Raw genomic sequence first — 19,392 nt, 5'->3', positions numbered from 1 at the left:
CTTATTGAACGGCTTTACGCGGCACCGAGGGATCGGCCGGCAAGGTAAAAGAACGCAGATCGATCGTCGGTGCGCCATCGGCGCCCAGGCGATGATCCAGAATCAGCAGTTTGGCGTGGGCCAGACCCTGGCTGAGTTGGCCAAGGTACTGCTCCAACACGAAGGCCTGGCCTGCACTGGCATAGGCCTTTTGTTCGGCGGCGAAACGCAGGGCACCCGCCTGTGCGCCAGCATTCACTTCATGGGCCGTGGCCGTGGCTTGATCGCGGGCAATGCTGGCTTGCAACAGGGCCTGGTTGGTCTGCTCACTGGCGGCTCCGCGCTCGCGGGAGATCAGGGCCTGAGCACCGATCTGCGCAGCTTGCACGCCGTGATAGGCATTGGCGGCACCGGCCGGTGGGTGGATGGCTTCCACAACGGTGGCGAGGATTTCCACACCGCTGTGGAGTTTCTGCAGATCCGCCTGCACCGCGCGCCCCACTTCGTCAGCCAGGCTGGTGCGTTGTTCGCCGAGCAATTCGTCGAGGGTGCGCGAAGCAAAGTCGTGCACGAGGATGCGGCTGGCGGTGCTGCGGATCAGGGTCGGTACATCCGCGCTGTTATACGTCGCCGCCAGCGCGGCCTCGTCGGTAAGGCCAATGCGGTAGACGAAGCGCACATCCATATTGACGATCTGGAAGCCCTGCTTATCGCCGCTGCTGCTGGCGATGACTTGGGATTTGTCATTCACATGGCTGGCGTCCCACAGTCGATTGGCAATCAACGGCGCTGGACCTTCCGCAGGTGTCAGCTCGGGCGAAGCAGTTTCGCTGACGCTGGTGGCCAATTCATGCACCACGCCGTTTTCCACTTTAATGACGCGACCCAATGGCCAAGGCAACCCGGCATGCAGGCCGGGGCCGAAGACTTGCACCGGTTTGCCGAAGCGTTCATAGATCCCACGGCCTTGCAGGGGCACTTCATGCACACCGGTCAGCGCCCAACCGATCACCAGCACCACCAGCAGCACCGGAAAAAATGCGCGGCGCATGTAGGTAAAGGCCCAGATCTGACGCAGGTCAATGCCGAAGCGGTTGTGCAACTCGTGCTGCAACGCCAGCAACGGTTGTGGCGGCCAGCGCAGCAAACCCGCGATAAAACTTTGCGCCATCAGGCGGGGTTCTAGATGCGGTTGGCGCGGGCTGAACAATGACAACGCGCCCCTGAGCAGAAACTCCGCCGCCACCAGTGCCGGCAGCAGGCCAATCAACACCGCCAGACGCAACGGCCACACGGACTCGGCACCGGCAAACAGCAGGCAAATCGCGCTGACCACCAGGCAACTGATCGCCACTCGGCTCAACTGCGCCAGTTGCGAAGCTTCCGGCCATTGCGCGGCGGTTTCCTGGGCCAGGCGACGTTCGAACACCAGCAAGCCAAACGCCAGGGCCAAGGCCAACGCGGCGCCAATGCTGGCGGACTGACCTACAGCCGAAGCCGGCAACGCCAGGTTCCAGAATTCGATAACGCTAACCAGCGCGAGCAGCGACCAGCCGCCAAGCCACAACACCGGCGCGCCAATCTGCTTGCCAAAGCGCCCAACCAGTCGCGCGTACCGGCCCGTTTGCTCAACCGGTACTTCAACCGCGGGTTCCTCCAGCGCCTGGGCGCGCCAATCGGCCACCCACCACGCCGACTGCAAACCCGCCACCAGCACCAGCAACGCGCAGGCGCTGTTGATCAATACCACCGGCCAGATCGACAGCGGTGCAAACAAGGCGACAAACAGCGCCAGCACCCAACCGGCGACGGCCAGCACTGTCAGGCTGATACCGGCCTGACGCAATCGACGGGCATGGAACTGCCCCTGTTGAAAGCGCGCGAGGCCTTCTACAGAAGCGCCGTCAGCTTCTAGATCCACTTGCATCCCAACACGCCCGTCTGTACACAATTCGTTACGATATAACACGCGACGTGAAATTTTTGTTCGTCAAAAAGCGCTTTTGAACACGACACACATCCCCTGTGACAGGGGGCTTGCTCCCGTTAACGACCTGTCAGTTGGTGCCTGTGCTGGCTGATCCATCGCCATCGGGAGCAAGCCCCCTCCTACATTTGTTTCTCAGTGCTCTCCAGAGCGTGACTAAACCCCCATAAACACGAGCCATCACTGGTAGATCTCATGATTAATCGGCACACTCCAAACCAGTTTTTCGCGGGCTCACGGACAAGGAAGCGTCACCCCCCATGATTTCGATCTATCAGCTCAAACCGCGTTTTCAAAACCTGCTGCGTCCTCTCGTGCAGCGCCTCTACGACAACGGCACCACCGCCAATCAAATCACCGTTCTGGCCGGAGTGATTTCCCTGCTGGTGGGCCTGCTGATTGCCAGCTTCGCCCAACACCTGTGGCTGTTTGCGTTGATCCCGCTGTGGATGATTGCGCGCATGGCCCTTAATGCCATCGACGGCATGCTCGCCCGTGAATTCGGTCAGCAGTCGCGCCTGGGCGCCTACCTCAATGAATTGTGTGACGTGATCGCGGACAGCGCGCTGATCCTGCCCTTTGCACTGATCCCGGGCGTGAGCCTGGCGCCGGTGCTCTTGGTGGCATTGCTGGCGGTATTCAGCGAATACGCCGGTGTGCTCGGGCCCATGGTCGGCGCTTCACGGCGCTACGACGGGCCGATGGGCAAAAGTGATCGGGCGTTTGTACTCGGCGTGCTGGCCACCGGTGTAGCGCTGGGCTGGCTCGGCGCAGGTTGGGTCGACACAGTGATGTGGCTGGTCGCCGCCCTGCTCGCCTACACCCTGGTCAACCGCGTACGACAAGGCCTGAAAGAAACCCCTTCCCCTTCTGCATAAGGATTTTGCGATGCGCGAACAGCAAGCACACACCTTCAGTACCCATGATGGCGTCGAGCTTTTTTACCGACACTGGCCGGCCACTTCCCCTGCGGATGGCGAGCCACGCCAGGCGATCGTGCTGTTCCATCGCGGCCACGAGCATTCGGGCCGCATCGCCCATCTGGTCGATGAGCTGAACCTGCCCCAGTTCGACTTCTTCGCCTGGGACGCCCGCGGCCACGGCCAATCCCCCGGCGAGCGCGGTGACAGCCCCAGCTTCGCCACCAGCGCCCGCGACGTGCAAACCTTTTGTGACCATATCGGCGCCACCTACGGCATCGAAGAGGAAAACTTCGCTGTCATCGCCCAAAGCGTCGGTGCGGTAATCGCGGCCACATGGGTGCACGATTACGCGCCGAAAATCCGCGCGTTGGTGCTCGCCTCGCCAGCGTTCAAGGTCAAGCTGTACGTGCCGTTCGCTCGTCCAGGCCTGGCGCTGATGCGCAAGTTTCGCGGCAACTTTTTCGTCAACAGCTACGTCAAGGCCAAGTTCCTCAGCCATGACCCGGAGCGGGTGGCGTCCTACGACAGCGATCCGCTGATCACCAAGGCGATTTCAGTGAATGTGCTGCTGGGTCTGTACGAAGCAGCCGACCGGGTTGTAGCGGATGCCCAGGCCATCCAAGTGCCGACTCAGTTGCTCATCTCCGGCTCCGACTTCGTGGTGCATCGCAAACCCCAGCAGCAATTTTTCGACCGCCTAGGCAGCCTGAAAAAAGAGCTGCATATCCTGCCCGGTTTTTTCCACGACACCCTCGGCGAACGTGACCGCACCGTGGCGGTGAGCAGTGCCAGGCGCTTTATCCTGCAAAACTTTGCTCACCCGCTGGACCGCGCCTCCCTGCTCGACGCCGACAAACTGGGCGCCACCTGCGCCGAGTCCGAATCCCTCGCCGCGCCGCTGCCGCGCAACTCCCTGCGTGACCTGTACTGGCGCATGACCCGCGCCAGCATGGGCTTGGGCAAGAACCTGTCAGATGGGGTGAAACTGGGCTTCGACACCGGTTTCGACTCCGGCAGTACCCTGGACTACGTCTACCGCAACAAACCCACCGGCAAGGGCGGGCTGGGGCGGATGATCGACACCAACTACCTCAACTCCATCGGCTGGCGCGGCATCCGTCAGCGCAAGCTGAACGTCGAAGAACTGCTGCGCCTGGCCATGGCCAAGTTGAGGGATGAACAGCGTGAAGTACGTATCGTCGACATCGCCGCCGGCCACGGGCGTTACATTCTGGAAGCCTTGCAGGGCGTGACGCCGCTGCCGGAATCGATCCTGCTGCGCGACTACAGCGACATCAACGTGCGCGACGGTGGCGCGCTGATCCGCGAGAAAGGCCTGGGGGATATCGCGCAGTTCGTCAAAGGCGATGCGTTTGATCGCGCGGACCTGGCGGCGCTGGAACCCAAGCCGACGTTGGCGGTGGTGTCTGGGCTGTATGAATTGTTTGCCGATAACAGCATGGTCGGCGGTTCGCTGGCCGGCCTCGCCGAAGCGGTCGAACCCGGTGGCTACTTGGTGTACACCGGCCAGCCATGGCACCCGCAACTGGAGCTGATTGCCCGCGCATTGACCAGCCATCGCCAAGGCCAGGCCTGGGTGATGCGCCGTCGCAGCCAGGCGGAAATGGACCAACTGGTGGAAGCCGCCGGTTTCCGCAAAATCACCCAGCGTGTGGATGAGTGGGGCATCTTTACCGTGTCCCTGGCACAGAAGATCTGAGCATGCGCGAACCCGGTTTGTTGAAACCAGCCGTCCTGTGGCTGCTGCTATTAGCGCCGTTGTTCTTCAGCACCTACGGCTTTGCCACCTGGGTCACCAGCCAGCGCAGCGACGTGGGCACGCTGGTGTTCGGCTGGGAAACCCATATGCCGTTCTGGGCTTGGACCATCGTGCCTTACTGGTCCATCGACCTGCTCTACGGTTTCTCCCTGCTGCTGCCCAGCACCCGTCATGAACTCAAGCAACACGCACTGCGCCTGCTGAGTGCCCAGGTGATCGCGGTGAGCTGCTTCCTGATCTGGCCACTGCGTTTCACCTTCGAGCGGCCCGAGCTGGATGGCGTGTTTGGCTGGTTGTTTGCGGTGTTGGCGGGCTTCGACAAGCCATTCAACCAGGCACCGTCGCTGCACATCGCGCTGCTGGTGATCCTGTGGGTCATGTTCCAACGTCATACCCAAGGTTTCTGGCGCTGGCTGGTGCATGGCTGGTTCGCGTTGATCGGAATTTCGGTGCTGACCACTTATCAACATCACTTTATCGACTTACCCACAGGCGCCCTCGCGGGTTGGATTTGCGTGTGGTTGTGGCCGCTCGAACATCCGAGCCCGCTGCTGAATACGCGGCTTACCCAAGACCGCAAGCGCTGGCAGCTGGGCGTGCGCTACGGCCTGGGCGCCCTGGCGCTGATCATCGTGGCGTTAAGCCTGGGCGGTTGGTGGCTGTGGCTGCTGTGGCCAGCGGTTTCCCTTGGGTTGATCAAGGCGAATTACTTCGTGCTGGGCGCGGCGGGTTTCCAGAAGCGCGCTGATGGTCAGCTCACACCCGCCGCGCGCTGGTTATATGCGCCCTATCTAGTGGCTGCCTGGATCAATTCCCGGCTGTGGACACGCAACCATCCACAGCCCAACATGATTGTGGATAACGTTTGGCTGGGGCGGATTCCTACCTCAAAGGAGCAGAGTTCATTCGGCGCCATTGTGGATCTATGTGCCGAACTGCCGATTAATCCACAGGGCCGCGCGTATCAATGCATCCCGGTGCTCGATCTGATAGCGCCGACACCCACCGAATGCCGGCAAGCTGCTCAAGCCATCGAACGCCTCCGCGCACGCGGCCCGCTGTTGGTGTGCTGCGCCCTCGGCTACTCACGCAGCGCTACCGCCGTCGCCGCCTGGCTGTTACACAGCGGGCGCGCCACGACGGTGGACGAAGCGCTGACTATTATTCGTGCAGCACGGACCGATGTGGTCCTGCACCCCGCTCACCGTGAAGCATTGGAGGGTTTGCCCCATGCCCGCTGATATGGAACTCCAGGTGGTGGCCAGCCTGCTGCGCCGTGGCCGTTCGCTGGATCAGTTATCCACAGGACTGACCGTGGCCGGTGTGCTATTCGGCCTGGCCCAATTGCTGATGGCGAGTATTTCGATCATCTGCCTGCTGCTCAGCCTGTGGATGATTATCCTCGGCCTGCTGCAAAAGTACTGGGCGCTGCGCGTGGCCTTCGACGCCGACCTGTTCGCCCTGCTGGCCCGCGATACTGAGCGCACCGCCGACCTCGACCAAGCCCTGCAGACCCTCGGCCTGCAATCGCCCAATCGGGCCGGCCGACCTTGGGCCGAGCGCCGTCGCGGCGCCCTCAAATTGTTGCGCAAACAAGCCTGGCTGCTGGGCGCGCAAGCGCTGCTGACCCTGGGCGTGATCCTCGCCAGCCCTTGGCTGCCTTTCGCCGGATAAGGAATCCCCATGTTCGAACCTGTGGTCGCCACGCTGATTACCTCCATGGCCCGCACCGTCACCGGCGCCCGCAGCCTGTGGCTGGGTTGCGCCCCCGTGCCGGTGCAACGCATCTACTTCGCCAACCACAGCAGCCACGGCGACTTTGTGCTGCTGTGGGCCTCGTTACCGCAAAACCTGCGCAAATTCACGCGCCCGGTGGCCGGCAGTGATTACTGGAATAAAAGCGCGCTGCGTCGTTACATCATCAACCGCGTGTTTAATGGTGTGCTGATCGACCGCGAACGCAAGGACCCTGTGGATAACCCTCTACAGCCTATGCTCGCTGCCCTGGAGGGTGGCGATTCGCTGATCATCTTCCCTGAAGGCACGCGCAATCCGGAGGACGGCTTACTGCCGTTCAAAAGCGGCCTGTACCACCTGGCAAAAAGTTACCCACAGGCCGAATTGATCCCCGTGTGGATCGCCAACCTCAACCGGGTCATGCCCAAGGGGCGCGTTTTGCCGCTGCCGTTGTTATGCACAACCAGCTTCGGTGCACCGCTGCAACTGGAAGACGGTGAAGACAAGGCGCTGTTTCTAGCCCGCACACGCGACGCCCTGCTCGCCCTCGCCCCGGAGCATGTCTGACATGGATAGCCAAACCCTGATGCTGTTCGGCGGAATCGGCGCGATCCTGGTGCTCGCCTCACTGATCGGCCTGATCCTCAAACTGCGCACCCGTGGCACGCCGAACGCGGTGATCGACAACCTCAACGCCCGCATCAATGCCTGGTGGGTGATGGTGGTGGTGATCGGTATCGCCTTCTGGCTCGGCACCGGTGCGGTGATCCTGTTGTTCTACGCGGTGTCCTTCTACGCCCTGCGCGAGTTCCTCACCCTCACCCCGACCCGACGCAGCGACTACCCGGCGCTGGTGGCCGCGTTCTACCTCGCCCTGCCGCTGCAATACCTGCTGATTTATTCGGACTGGTACGGGCTGTTCTCGATCTTCATCCCTGTGTACGTGTTTTTGCTGCTGCCGATCCTCGCCTCATTGGGCGGCGACACCACACACTTCCTCGAACGTGCCTCGAAAGTGCAATGGGGCTTGATGATCGCGGTGTTCTGCGTGTCTTTCGTCCCGGCCCTGCTGACGTTGGACATCCCCGGCTACGAAGGCCGCAACCTGCTGCTGATCGCCTATCTAGTGATCGTGGTGCAACTCTCGGACGTGTTGCAGTACGTGTGCGGCAAGCTGTTCGGCAAACACAAGATCGCGCCCAACCTGTCACCGTCCAAAACCGTGGAAGGTTTTGTCGGCGGGATTCTGCTGTCCTCCCTGATCGGCGCCGCGCTGTGGTGGACCACGCCGTTCAACCCATGGCAGTCGTTCCTGATCGCCTTGCTGATCAACCTGCTCGGTTTTGCCGGTGGGATCGTCATGTCAGCCATCAAGCGGGATCGGGGCGTTAAGGATTGGGGGCATATGATCGAAGGCCACGGCGGCATGCTGGATAGGCTGGATTCGGTGTGCTTCGCCGCGCCGATTTTCTTCCACCTCGTACGCTACTGGTGGACCTGACCACCAGCATTCTCAGCCCAATGGAGCGATAAATGTGGGAGGGGGCTTGCTCCCGATGGCGGAGTGTCAGTCGCTGAAGATGTTGACTGATCCACCGTCATCGGGAGCTCGCCCACTCCCACAAAAGCCGCCGGACACCTGAAGGACATGGCCAACCTCATGGTCGACCGCTCGCTGGCATGCATGGGCGCTCACTAACCCCCCCATAAACATCCCGCCATACGGCGTATCGGCGTCATCTTTTGTATCAAAGACGCTGTAAGATACGCCGCACTTAGCCAGGGATGCTCACCATGTTCGATTCGCTCAAAGCCATCAGCCGTCGTGTTGTCGGCGTGTTTCTGACCGTGGTGGGGGCCGTTTTCGGCCAATGGCATCCTCCGCTGTGGCTGCGTGCTATCGGCCGTGGCGTGGAAAAACTTGGGAGTAAAGCCCGTGCTTACCCGCGTCAAACGGGTGCCGGAGTGCTCGGGCTAGCACTGCTCGTGGCCGCTGGCTTCTACGGCTGGCACTGGTATTCCAATCTGCCGCAGCCGCATACCGCGAGCTACTCGCTGCACAAGCCCAACCTGACTGACTACACCCAGCCAACACCAGTTGTGGATAACTTACAGGTGCGCTTCGCCGAGTCCGTGGCGCCCCTTGCGGCCATCGGCAAACCCGTCACCGAGGGCATTACCCTAAAGCCCGAGGTCGCAGGCACCTGGCGCTGGGCGGATGACCGTAGCCTGTTGTTCGTGCCGGAGAAAGACTGGCCTATCGACGCCCATTACACCCTTGATCTGGCCAAGAGAAACCTGTTGGCAGATGGCGTATTGCTGGATCAGTACAGCACTCAGTTCTCCACCCAACCGTTCCGCGCCACCCTGGCCGCCAACGAGTTGTACCAGGATCCATCCAACCCGACGCTGAAGCAGCTGGTGGCGACCTTCCATTTTTCCCACCCTGTGGATGAAGACAGCCTGCGCAAGCACGTAACGGTGACCCTCGACAAAGGCCTGACCTACCGCGACGCCCAATTGCCAAATCGCCCGGAAATCACCTTCGACGAGAAAAAACTCAACGCCTACGTACGCTCCGCAGCCTTGGCCACCCCGCTGGAAAGCACCCCGGTCAGCGCCAAACTCGACGAAGGCATCAAGGCTCGCGATGGCGGCAACGCCAGCGCCGCATCGTTGGTGGCCAAAGTCACCGTACCCGGTCGCTATCGCCTGACCTTTACGGGCGCCGAAATCAGCTTTGTGGATAACGAACGCGCAGAGCCAGAGCCTGTGCTGATGTTCAGCAGTTCCAGCGCTGTAGCCGATGACACCATCGCCGGTAAAGTCCAAGCCTGGCTGTTGCCGGAAAAAGCCCAGGACGACACCCGCCCCTATAACACCAATGAGATCGACGACGCCCTGCTCGCCCGCAGCACCAAGGTCAACCTGACCCACGTGCCCAGCGTCGAACCGCTGAACACCCTGCACGCCTTCAAGTTCAAGGCCCCTGCCGGACGTGCGCTGTATGTACGCGTGCCCGCTAACCTGGAGGCCATCGGCGGCTATCTGGCGAAGGATCCTACGGCGTCGCTGGTCAGCATGCCGGCGTATCCGCGCACCTTGCAGTTCCTGTCTGACGGCGCCCTGCTCAGCCTCACTGGCGAGAAACGCCTGGGCTTCATGGCCAGGGGAGTGCCCGGCGCCCACGTGGAAATCGCCCGCCTGTTGCCCAACCAGTTGCAACACTTGGTGGACCAGAGCAGCGGCAGTTTTGCGCGGCCGAACTTTGGCAATGAGTACTTCGATCGTATGGTCGAGCGTCAGTCTCTGGACATTCCTCTGTCATCCAATGACCCGGCCAAAACCGTCTACGACAACGTAGATTTGAGCCACTACCTCACCGCCAACGGCGGCCGTCGCGGCATTTTCGTGCTCAAGCTGAGCCCACAGGATGAACCGGCCGAGCGTACGTTCGAATATGAACGCAGCAGTACCAGCGACCTGCGGTTTATCGTAGTGACCGACCTCGGCATCATCGCCAAACGCTCCAGCGACGGCAGTCATGACGTGTATGTGCAGTCCATCGGTAATGGTTCGCCGGTGGCCGACGCGCAAGTCGACATCATCGGTCGCAATGGCTTGCCGGTGAGCAGCGGTCACACGGACGGCGAAGGCCATGTGCATTTCGCCAAGCTGGATGAACTGCGCCGTGAGAAAACGCCGCTTATGTATGTGGTCAGTCGCGGCAATGACCAATCGTTCCTGCCAATCGCCCGTCAGTCCCAGCAGCTGGATTTGTCGCGCTTTGATGTAGGCGGTTTGGAAGAAGACGGTGCGATTGATCGCCTCAGCGCCTACCTGTTTACCGACCGCGGCCTGTACCGACCCGGCGAAACCGCCCACCTGGGCATGATCGTGCGCAGCGGCAACTGGAAAGGCGCCTTGCAAGGTCTGCCGGTGGAGCTGCAAATCACCGACCCGCGCGGTCTGGAAGTGATTCGCCAGCCACTGAAGCTCTCCGCCAGCGGGTTTGAAACCTTTGATTTCCCCAGCAGCGAAGTGGCCCCAGCCGGGGAATACACCGCGACCTTGCAGTTGATTGGCCAGAAGCAAACGCGCACAGACCTGGGCAGTGTCAGCTTCAAAGTCCGCGATTTCGAGCCGGACCGCATGAAGGTCAGTTTGAGCCTGCACGACACGCCGGTGCAGGGCTGGATTTCCCCGGACCAAGTGGTGGCTAAAGTCACCGCCATGCACCTGTTCGGCGCCCCGGCCTCGGGCCGTCGCGTTACTGCAAAAATGTCACTGAGCCCGACGCTCGCGGCATTCGACCGTTACCCCGATTACCGCTTCCGCCTCAATGATTCCCTGGAAGACGCCAGCACCGAAGACCTGGCCGAAACCACCGTCGACGATAACGGCCAGGCCGTGCTCGACCTCAACCTGCAACGTTTCGCCAACAGCACCTATCGTTTGCAAGTGATGACCCAGGTGTTCGAGGCTGAAGGTGGCCGCAACGTGGCGGCGCAAAGTGCGTTGCTGGTGTCGTCCGCGCCGTACCTAGTGGGTGTGAAAAGTCAGGATTCGCTGTCATACGTCGCTAAGGACGCCCCACGCCAGGTGCAATGGCTGGCCGTCGCGCCAGATCTCACACCGCTTGCCGTGGATGGCTTGACCAGCGAAGTGGTCGAGCACCGTTATGTGTCGGTGCTGGTGAAGCAATCCAACGGCACCTACAAGTACGAGTCACGTATCAAGAACATCAGCCAACCGGCCTCACCGCTGGTGATGACCAAAGACGGCGCCAAGCAGACCCTGAACACCGGCACGCCAGGGGATTTCACCCTGCAACTCAAGGACGCCAACGGCAACCTGCTCAACCAGATCGACTACAGCGTGGCCGGGCGCGGCAACACCTCGCGCTCCCTGGAGCGTAACGCCGAGCTGCAACTGCGCCTGGATAAACGCAGCTACGCCACCGGTGATGAGATCGCCATCAGCATTCGCGCGCCGTACACCGGCGCGGGCTTGATCACCATCGAGCGCGACAAGGTTTACACCCAGCAGTGGTTCAAGGCTGACAGTACCAACAGCGTGCAACATATCCGCGTGCCTGCGGGCCTTGAGGGCAATGCCTACGTCAACGTGCAGTTCGTGCGAGACATCGGTTCGTCCGAGGTTTATATGAGCCCGCTTTCCTACGGTGTGGTGCCCTTCAGCATCAACCTGGACGCGCGGCGCATGGCACTGAAGGTCGACGGCCCGGCGAAGATCGAGCCGGGGCAAATCCTCGACATTAAGGTCAACACCGACCGCCCGGGCCGCGCCGTGATCTACGCGGTGGACGAAGGCATCCTGCAAGTAGCGCGCTATCAAACGCCTGATCCGCTGGGTTTCTTCTTCCAGAAGCGTGCGCTGGAAGTCGGCACCAGTCAGATTCTTGACCTGATCCTGCCGGAGTTCAGCCGCCTGCTCAGTGGGGCGGCGCCTGGAGGCGATACGGAAGGCGCCCTGGCCAATCACCTCAACCCGTTCAAACGTAAACATCAGCCGCCAGTGGCGTGGTGGTCCGGGCTGGTGGATTTGCCGGTCGGTGAAACCGTGCTGCATTACCAGGTACCCGACAGCTTCAACGGCAAGTTGCACCTATTTGCCGTCGCGGTGGATACCGACAGCGTGGGCGTCAGCGAGACCACTACCGACGTGCGCGGGCCGATCGTGATCACGCCCAATGTGCCGGCCTTCGTGGCGCCGGGGGATGTGTTCAACGTCAGCGCCGGGGTGTTCAGCAACCTCGACGCGGCAGCGGATGTGAAATTTGAAGTGCAGACCAGCGCCGGCCTCGTGGTGCAGGGCGACAAGGGCAGCACCTTGTCACTGCAACCGCGCAAAGAAGGCACTGCCGAATTCAAGATCAAAGTCGGCGACACCCTCGGTTCGGCAGACCTGCGCTTTGTCGCGGTGCTGCCGGATGGCAAACGGATCCAGGTGGCGGAAACCACGTCAATCCGGCCCTTGAGCGAACACCGCGTCGCTCTGAGCCTGGGCCGTTTCGAGAGCGCCAGCAAAGAACTCAAGCCCACACGTGAACTGTTCAGCCAGCTGCGTGATGTGCAGTTGGGCGTGGCCGCCTCGCCGCTGGTATGGGCCAACGGCCTCAAGCATTACCTGGATGACTACGGCTATGCATGCACCGAGCAATTGGTGTCCAAGGCCATGCCGGCATTGATCTGGGGCGGCACCGCACCCGAGGCTGAACAAGCCTTCAGCAGCGCGGTCCGCATGTTGCGCCAGCGTCAAAACCAGGCCGGTGGCTTTGGATTGTGGGCAGCCAACCCTGACGTGGCGCCGTACGCCAGCCTGTACGCCACTGATTTCCTGATCGAAGCCAAGGAGCGCGGGCTGCCGGTGCCGGAAGACCTGCTGGTGCGTTCCAACGCGTATCTGACAGACCTCGCCAACGGCCCGAGCGAAGGCCTGTCGGAATTGCGCAACCGTGCCTACGCCAGTTACCTGCTGAGCCGTCAGGGGATTCTGGTGAGCGGCGCCTTGAGCGATATACGCGAACGCTACGAGAGTTACTTCAAGGACAGCTGGCAGAACGACCTGGGCGCCGCCTACCTGGCTGCCAGCTACAAACTGCTCAAGCAGGATCGGCAGGCCGATACGCTGTTCCGCAAAATCCCGTGGCGTTCGCTTGTGGATAAGTGGGACAGCGACGGCCTGTACTACGACCCGCTGGTGCACGACGCCGAACACTTGCATCTGCTGGCGCGCCATTTCCCTGAACTGATGGATGACGTGCCCACCGCGCTACTGGATAAGCTCGGCAAACGCCTCAACGAGCAGCGCTACAATTCGCTGTCGGCGGCATTGTTGCTGCGCGCCCTGGACAACTATGGCCAGCGCGCGCAAAGCGACATGACCCTCAAGGCCACCGCCTGGCTGGGCGATAAACAGCAACAATTGCTGGAAATGGCCGGCCAGCCACCGCGCGCCGCCGTACCGCGCGCCACGCAGAAGCTGGTCATGGAAAAATCCGATGGCCCGGCAGCGTTCTACATGCTCAGCGAAGCCGGTTTTGATAAAGGAGCCAAGCTCAAAGCCATCAACAACGGCCTGGAAATCATCCACGAATACCTCGACCTCAAAGGCGAGCCGGTGAGTAAGGTAGCCGTGGGTGATGAGTTCCTGGTGCGCTTGCGCCTACGGGCTACCGACCGTGACCAAGTGCAGCAAGTGGCCGTGGTCGACTTGCTGCCCGGCGGTGTCGAGCCTGTGTATAACTTGCCTCCAGAGCCGGAAGCCGCGAGCAGCGAGGAAAGCGAAGGCGAAGAATCCGAGTACGTTGAAGCCAGCGAAGAAGAAGCTGACACCTGGCAGGCCCCCATCGGCGAAACCGAGCTGAGCAACTGGCAGCCAGACTACGTGGATGTGCGGGATGATCGGGTGGTGTTGTACGGCACTGCGCTACGTGATGTAGGCACTTTCGTTTACCGCGTACGCGCCACCAACGCAGGGACGTTCAATACGCCACCGGCCTACGCCGAAGGCATGTACGAAACCACCCTGCAGGGACGCGGCAAAGTAGGCCAGCTTGAAATTACCAAGCCTTAAACGTCTGACGCCGCTGCTGGCAGCTGCGGCGTTACTGGCCGGCGTGCGACTTTGGCCCCATGCGCCGCTGGAACAGGCCATTACCTCCTCCAGGGTCGTATTGGCCGATGACGGCTCGCTGTTGCGTATGACGCTGGCCCAGGACGGTCAATATCGCCTATGGCTACCACTGGAGCGCATTTCACCTTCATTGATTGAGGCACTGCTGCTCAAGGAAGACCGCAATTTCTACTGGCACCCGGGGATCAATCCCCCGGCGTTGTTGCGGGCGGCCATGGCCACCTACAGCGGAGGCCAGCGCCAAGGCGGCTCGACGTTGAGCATGCAACTGGCGCGTCGCCTGTGGGATCTCAACACCCGCCAAGTGCCCGGAAAATTGCAGCAGATGGCGTTGGCGCTGTGGCTGGAAGCGCGCTACAGCAAGCACGACATCCTTGAGGCCTACCTGAACCTGGCGCCCATGGGCGGCAATATCGAAGGCGCCGAAGCGGCCAGTCGCATCTACTTTGGCAAGGCGGCGGCGCAGTTGTCGCTGTCCGAAGCGTTGGCATTGGCGGTAATCCCCCAACAGCCCGGCCGTCGAGCACGCTTCGGGCCTTCGCTGCAAAACGCGCGGCTGCGCTTGATGGCTGATTGGCGCGAGACTTATCCACAAGACCCGCGTAATGACAGTTTGCTGGACTTGCCCTTGGAAGCGCGCAACCGCCAGCAAATTCCTTTTTTGGCGCCACACTTGAGCGAGCAATTGCTGGCATCTCAAGCTGGTAATGAGTTGAACAGCACGCTCAATCTGCCTTTGCAACAATTGCTGGAACGTCTGATCACCGGGTTTATCGCCGAACGGCGCAGCACCGGGGTGGAGAACGCCACCGCGATCCTGATCGACAGCCGCGATCAGAGCGTCAAGGCGCTGGTAGGCTCAGCGGACTACTTATCCACAGGCATCCATGGACAGGTGAATGGTGTGCTATCACGGCGCTCGCCGGGGTCTACGCTCAAACCGTTTCTCTACGGGCTGGCGCTGGACCAAGGGGTGATCCACCCCATGAGCATCCTTAAAGACTTACCGAGTAACTTCGGCTACTTCCAACCGGAAAACTTCGACGGCAGTTTTGTCGGCCCACTGACGGCCCGGGATGCGTTGATCCGTAGTCGCAATATCCCCGCCGTGTGGCTGGCCAGCCAGGTCAAGTCGCCTTCTCTATACGGCTTGCTGCAACGCGCCGGCATCAAAGGCCTACGCGACGAAAGCCATTACGGCCTGGCCCTGGCACTGGGTGGCGGCGAGATGACCCCGGAGGAGCTGGCGCGGCTGTATGTGATGTTGGCGGGAGACGGGCATTTACGGCCGTTGCGCTACTTGCAGCAACAGCCGCAAACCACTGGCGCACAACTGCTCAGCCCGCAGGCCGCGTTTATGGTGCGCGACATGCTGCGCCGCAACCCACGCCCAGATGGCCTGCCCGGCCGCCATTGGCGAACCGCCTGGAAAACCGGTACGTCATGGGGTTTTCACGATGCGTGGAGCGCCGGACTGGTCGGCCCGTATGTGTTGGTGGTGTGGGTGGGTAACTTCGATGGTCGGCCAAATCCAGCGTTTATTGGTGCCAAGACCGCCGCGCCGCTATTCTTCCGCATTGCTGACGCTTTGCCCCTGGCATTACCCAACGTCGCGATCAAAGCCGACAAGCCGCCCGCGGGGCTGGTGCGCATTGATGTCTGCGCTGCCTCCGGTGAGCTGCCCAACCGCTGGTGCCCGCAAACCCGCAAGACCTGGTACATCCCCGGCGTCTCGCCGATCCGTGTTTCCAACCTGCACCGCCCGGTGCTGATCGACACCCGCACCGGCAAAGCCGCGTGCCCGCCGTTCGATCCGCAATACACACGAGAGGACATCTTCGAGTTCTGGCCCAGCGACGTTCAACGCCTGTACCGAGCAGCCGGCCTGCCCCGCCGAACCCCGCCCAACGTGATGAAAAACTGCCAACCCAACCGCATCACCGACCAGAGCGAAGCGCCGCAGATTCGCTCGCCACTGACTCAGGTGAGCTACCAACTGCGCCTGTCTCAACCCCAGGAAAGCATCCCGCTGAACGCGAATGCGGCCAGCGATGCGGCGACGCTGTACTGGTTCGCTGATCAAACCTTGATCGGCCAAGGCCCGCCGCAAGCCACGCTGAACTGGAGGCCAGGCAAGTCAGGGGAATATCGGTTGCGGGTGAGTGATGATCAAGGGCGCAGCACGAGTCGGGGGTTGCGGGTGGAGTTTGTGCCTTAGGGGCAGTTATCACCCTCAGCAAGCTCAACATAATTCGATTCCCCGCCTCCGGTCGCACCCGATAACCAACCCCATACAAAGCTCAGGCTGGTACGCCCAGACGTATCCACACTCACTGTACCTCGCGACCAACCGGACAGCAGCTCACCGTCCAGCGTCAGGCACTGAAAAAGCAGCTCAATGGTATCGGCGCCGGTCACGCGACCGACTTGCGTCCCCGTACGGATTCGGCCGCCTTGGTAGGTGCTGGATAGGGCATCACCGTCGACACGGTAATGAAACACCGTGCCGGTACCGGAAAGCCCATGGGTGTTATTCGCGACCACAAATCGGCGATTGTGCAAACGCTCGCCGAGGTGGGGAAAGGAAGATGGCATCAACGTGGCGTCCTTGCGTTGAAACCTGGAGACCCGATGGGCCTCCAGGTGAGCGAGGTATTACTCGACTGTCACCGACTTGGCCAAATTACGTGGCTGGTCTACGTCAGTGCCCTTGAGCACGGCCACGTAGTACGACAGCAGCTGCAGCGGGATGGTGTAGAGGATCGGCGACAAGGTGTCGTTGATGTGCGGCATGTTGATGACGTGGGTGCCTTCGCCATTGATCATGCTCGCCTTCTCGTCGGCGAATACCACCAGTTGGCCGCCACGGGCGCGTACTTCCTGCAGGTTGGATTTGAGCTTTTCCAGCAGTTCGTTGTTCGGCGCCACAGTGACCACCGGCATGTCGTCATCCACCAGGGCCAACGGGCCGTGTTTCAACTCGCCGGCCGGGTAGGCTTCGGCGTGGATGTACGAGATTTCCTTGAGCTTGAGGGCACCTTCCATCGCCACCGGGTACTGCGCGCCACGGCCAAGGAACAGGGTGTGGTTCTTGTCGGCGAACAGCTCGGCAACTTTTTCCACGACGCTGTCCATGGCCAGTGCTTCGCCCAGGCGAGTCGGCAGGCGGCGCAATTCTTCCACCAAGGTAGCTTCAACACCTTCGGCCAGGGTGCCTCGCACTTGGCCCAGGGACAGGGTCAGTAGCAACAAACCAACCAGTTGGGTGGTGAAGGCTTTGGTGGAAGCTACGCCGATTTCGCGACCCGCCTGGGTCAGCAGGGTCAGGTCGGACTCACGTACCAAGGAGCTGATACTGACGTTGCAGATCGCCAGGCTGGCGAGGAAGCCCAACTCTTTGGCGTTGCGCAGCGCGGCCAGGGTGTCGGCGGTTTCGCCGGACTGGGAGATAGTCACGAACAGGGTATCGGGCTGCACCACCACCTTGCGGTAGCGGAACTCACTGGCGACTTCGACCTGGCACGGGATGCCAGCCAGGTCTTCCAGCCAATAACGGGCAACCATGCCGGCGTGGTAGCTGGTGCCACAAGCGACGATCTGCACATTGCGCACTTTGGCGAACAGCTCGGCGGCCTGGGGGCCGAATGCGTTGACCAGCACTTGGCTCTGGCTCAGTCGACCTTCCAACGTGCGCTGGACCACGGCCGGTTGCTCGTGGATCTCCTTGAGCATGAAATGGCGGTATTCGCCTTTATCGGCCGCTTCGGCACCGTCGCGGTATTGCACAGCTTCGCGTTCGACGGAATTACCGTTAACGTCCCAGATCGCCACGCTTTCACGGCGTATGTCGGCGATATCGCCTTCTTCCAAGTACATGAATCGGTCGGTGACCTGACGCAGGGCCAGTTGGTCGGAAGCGAGAAAGTTCTCGCCCAGGCCCAGGCCGATCACCAGCGGGCTGCCGCTGCGGGCGGCTACCACACGGTCCGGTTGGCTGGCACTGACGACGGCCAGGCCATAGGCGCCGTGCAGTTCCTTGACCGTGGCCTTGAGGGCGGTGGTCAGGTCGCTGTGGTCCTTGAGCTTGTGATTGAGCAGGTGGGCGATGACTTCAGTGTCGGTGTCTGAGGTGAACACGTACCCCAGGCTCTTGAGCTGTTCGCGCAGCACTTCGTGGTTTTCGATGATGCCGTTGTGCACCACGGCCAGGTCACCGGAAAAGTGCGGGTGGGCGTTACGTTCGCACGGTGCGCCGTGAGTGGCCCAGCGAGTGTGGGCAATCCCCAAACGACCTACCAGCGGTTCGCCGGCCAGGGCCTGCTCCAACTCACTGACCTTGCCCGGGCGACGCATGCGCTCAAGCTTGCCGGCGTTGGTGAAGACGGCCACGCCGGCGCTGTCGTAGCCACGGTATTCAAGGCGCTTGAGGCCTTCGATCAGAATGGCGGTAACGTTACGTTCGGCGACTGCGCCAACAATTCCACACATGGTGCTTCTCCTAGATGATTGCCGCGCATATCAGCGTAATGCCGCGGGCTTGGATCTGGTCGCGGGCCTCAAGCGGCAGGCGATCATCGGTGATAAGGGTATGGACGCTGCTCCAGGGCAGTTCCAGGTTGGGAATCTTGCGGCCGATCTTGTCGGATTCGACCATCACCACCACTTCACGGGCGACCTCGGCCATCACACGGCTCAGACCCAGTAATTCGTTGAAGGTGGTAGTGCCACGCTGCAGATCGATGCCGTCGGCGCCGATGAACAATTGATCAAAGTCGTAGGAACGCAACACCTGCTCGGCGACCTGGCCCTGGAAAGAGTCCGAATGCGGGTCCCAGGTGCCGCCGGTCATCAACAGCACCGGCTCGTGTTCCAATTCGCTCAAGGCGCTGGCTACGTGCAGGGAGTTGGTCATGACCACGAGTCCGGGCTGGTGGCCCAGTTCCGGGATCATGGCGGCGGTGGTGCTGCCGCTGTCGATGATGATGCGGGCGTGTTCCCGCAAACGCATCACGGCAGCACGGGCGATCGCACGCTTGTAGGCCGAGATCGGTTGGGCAGGATCGCCTACCAGTTCCTGAGGCATGGTGATCGCACCACCGTAGCGGCGCAGCAACAGGCCGTTACTTTCTAGGGCGGCCAAGTCCTTGCGGATAGTGACTTCGGAGGTTTCGAAACGCTTGGCCAATTCGTCCACGCTGACTTCGCCCTGTTCGTTGAGCAAGGTCAGGATGTTGTGGCGTCGTTGGGGTGTATTTCGTTTCGACATGGTATTGATAAGTTTCGTTTCGAAAGATAACGAAGGCAATCAAAACCTATTAGGACTATAT

General features: G+C 61.3%; 12 protein-coding genes. 8 read left to right on the top strand and 4 right to left on the bottom strand.

The window, feature by feature from the left end; genetic code table 11:
• Position 1: 1 nt before the first annotated feature.
• On the bottom strand, positions 2 to 1,906 hold the full coding sequence (gene hflK / locus ACKZ62_RS28670; RefSeq protein ID WP_447096160.1) for a protease modulator HflK: 1,905 nt from the start codon (positions 1,904 to 1,906) through the stop codon (positions 2 to 4).
• Positions 1,907 to 2,226: 320 nt separating this feature from the next.
• Here hflK and ACKZ62_RS28665 point away from each other — a divergent pair, with 320 nt between their 5' ends.
• The 8 genes from ACKZ62_RS28665 to pbpC all read left to right on the top strand — a co-directional run bounded on the left by ACKZ62_RS28665 (position 2,227) and on the right by pbpC (position 16,283).
• A complete protein-coding gene (locus tag ACKZ62_RS28665; protein WP_032885184.1) occupies positions 2,227 to 2,844 on the top strand; it encodes a CDP-alcohol phosphatidyltransferase family protein in 618 nt (205 codons plus the stop codon).
• A 10-nt stretch (positions 2,845 to 2,854) separates the two neighbouring features.
• Positions 2,855 to 4,609 carry a bifunctional alpha/beta hydrolase/class I SAM-dependent methyltransferase gene (locus tag ACKZ62_RS28660; protein WP_442116602.1) on the top strand — a complete coding sequence of 585 codons (1,755 nt, stop codon included), beginning with the start codon at positions 2,855 to 2,857 and terminating at the stop codon, positions 4,607 to 4,609.
• 2 nt (positions 4,610 to 4,611) lie between these two features.
• On the top strand, positions 4,612 to 5,910 hold the full coding sequence (locus tag ACKZ62_RS28655; protein WP_447096159.1) for a phosphatase PAP2/dual specificity phosphatase family protein: 1,299 nt from the start codon (positions 4,612 to 4,614) through the stop codon (positions 5,908 to 5,910).
• The gene (locus ACKZ62_RS28650) at positions 5,900 to 6,343 is read left to right on the top strand and encodes a hypothetical protein (protein ID WP_181639345.1); all 444 of its coding nucleotides are present in this window, start codon (positions 5,900 to 5,902) and stop codon (positions 6,341 to 6,343) included. The genes ACKZ62_RS28655 and ACKZ62_RS28650 overlap by 11 nt, the downstream gene beginning before the upstream one ends.
• A 9-nt stretch (positions 6,344 to 6,352) precedes the next feature.
• Entirely contained in the window at positions 6,353 to 6,973 is a 621-nt protein-coding gene (locus tag ACKZ62_RS28645; protein WP_032885179.1) for a lysophospholipid acyltransferase family protein, read from the top strand.
• 1 nt (position 6,974) lies between these two features.
• A complete protein-coding gene (locus ACKZ62_RS28640) occupies positions 6,975 to 7,907 on the top strand; it encodes a phosphatidate cytidylyltransferase (protein WP_032885177.1) in 933 nt (310 codons plus the stop codon).
• 293 nt (positions 7,908 to 8,200) lie between these two features.
• Positions 8,201 to 14,005, top strand: coding sequence for an alpha-2-macroglobulin (locus tag ACKZ62_RS28635; RefSeq protein WP_447096158.1), 5,805 nt, complete (start codon positions 8,201 to 8,203; stop codon positions 14,003 to 14,005).
• Entirely contained in the window at positions 13,986 to 16,283 is a 2,298-nt protein-coding gene (gene pbpC / locus ACKZ62_RS28630; protein ID WP_447096157.1) for a penicillin-binding protein 1C, read from the top strand. Before ACKZ62_RS28635 ends, pbpC begins: the two co-directional genes overlap by 20 nt.
• Here the strand turns inward: pbpC and ACKZ62_RS28625 are convergent.
• From ACKZ62_RS28625 to ACKZ62_RS28615, 3 genes are read right to left on the bottom strand one after another with little or no spacing between them, the layout of a single operon-like run.
• Complete coding sequence (locus ACKZ62_RS28625; RefSeq protein WP_179179724.1) at positions 16,280 to 16,660, bottom strand: avidin-fold protein; 381 nt, start codon at positions 16,658 to 16,660, stop codon at positions 16,280 to 16,282. The two genes, pbpC and ACKZ62_RS28625, sit on opposite strands and share 4 nt — an antisense overlap.
• Positions 16,661 to 16,720: 60 nt before the next feature.
• Complete coding sequence (gene glmS / locus ACKZ62_RS28620) at positions 16,721 to 18,553, bottom strand: glutamine--fructose-6-phosphate transaminase (isomerizing) (protein ID WP_032885169.1); 1,833 nt, start codon at positions 18,551 to 18,553, stop codon at positions 16,721 to 16,723.
• A gap of 10 nt (positions 18,554 to 18,563) precedes the next feature.
• A complete protein-coding gene (locus ACKZ62_RS28615; RefSeq protein ID WP_024078249.1) occupies positions 18,564 to 19,331 on the bottom strand; it encodes a DeoR/GlpR family DNA-binding transcription regulator in 768 nt (255 codons plus the stop codon).
• Positions 19,332 to 19,392 lie beyond the last annotated feature (61 nt).

The organism is Pseudomonas sivasensis (genome assembly GCF_052938085.1).
Note: the sequence above shows the minus strand (reverse complement) of the source record. Positions and strands in the feature narration are given on the sequence as shown.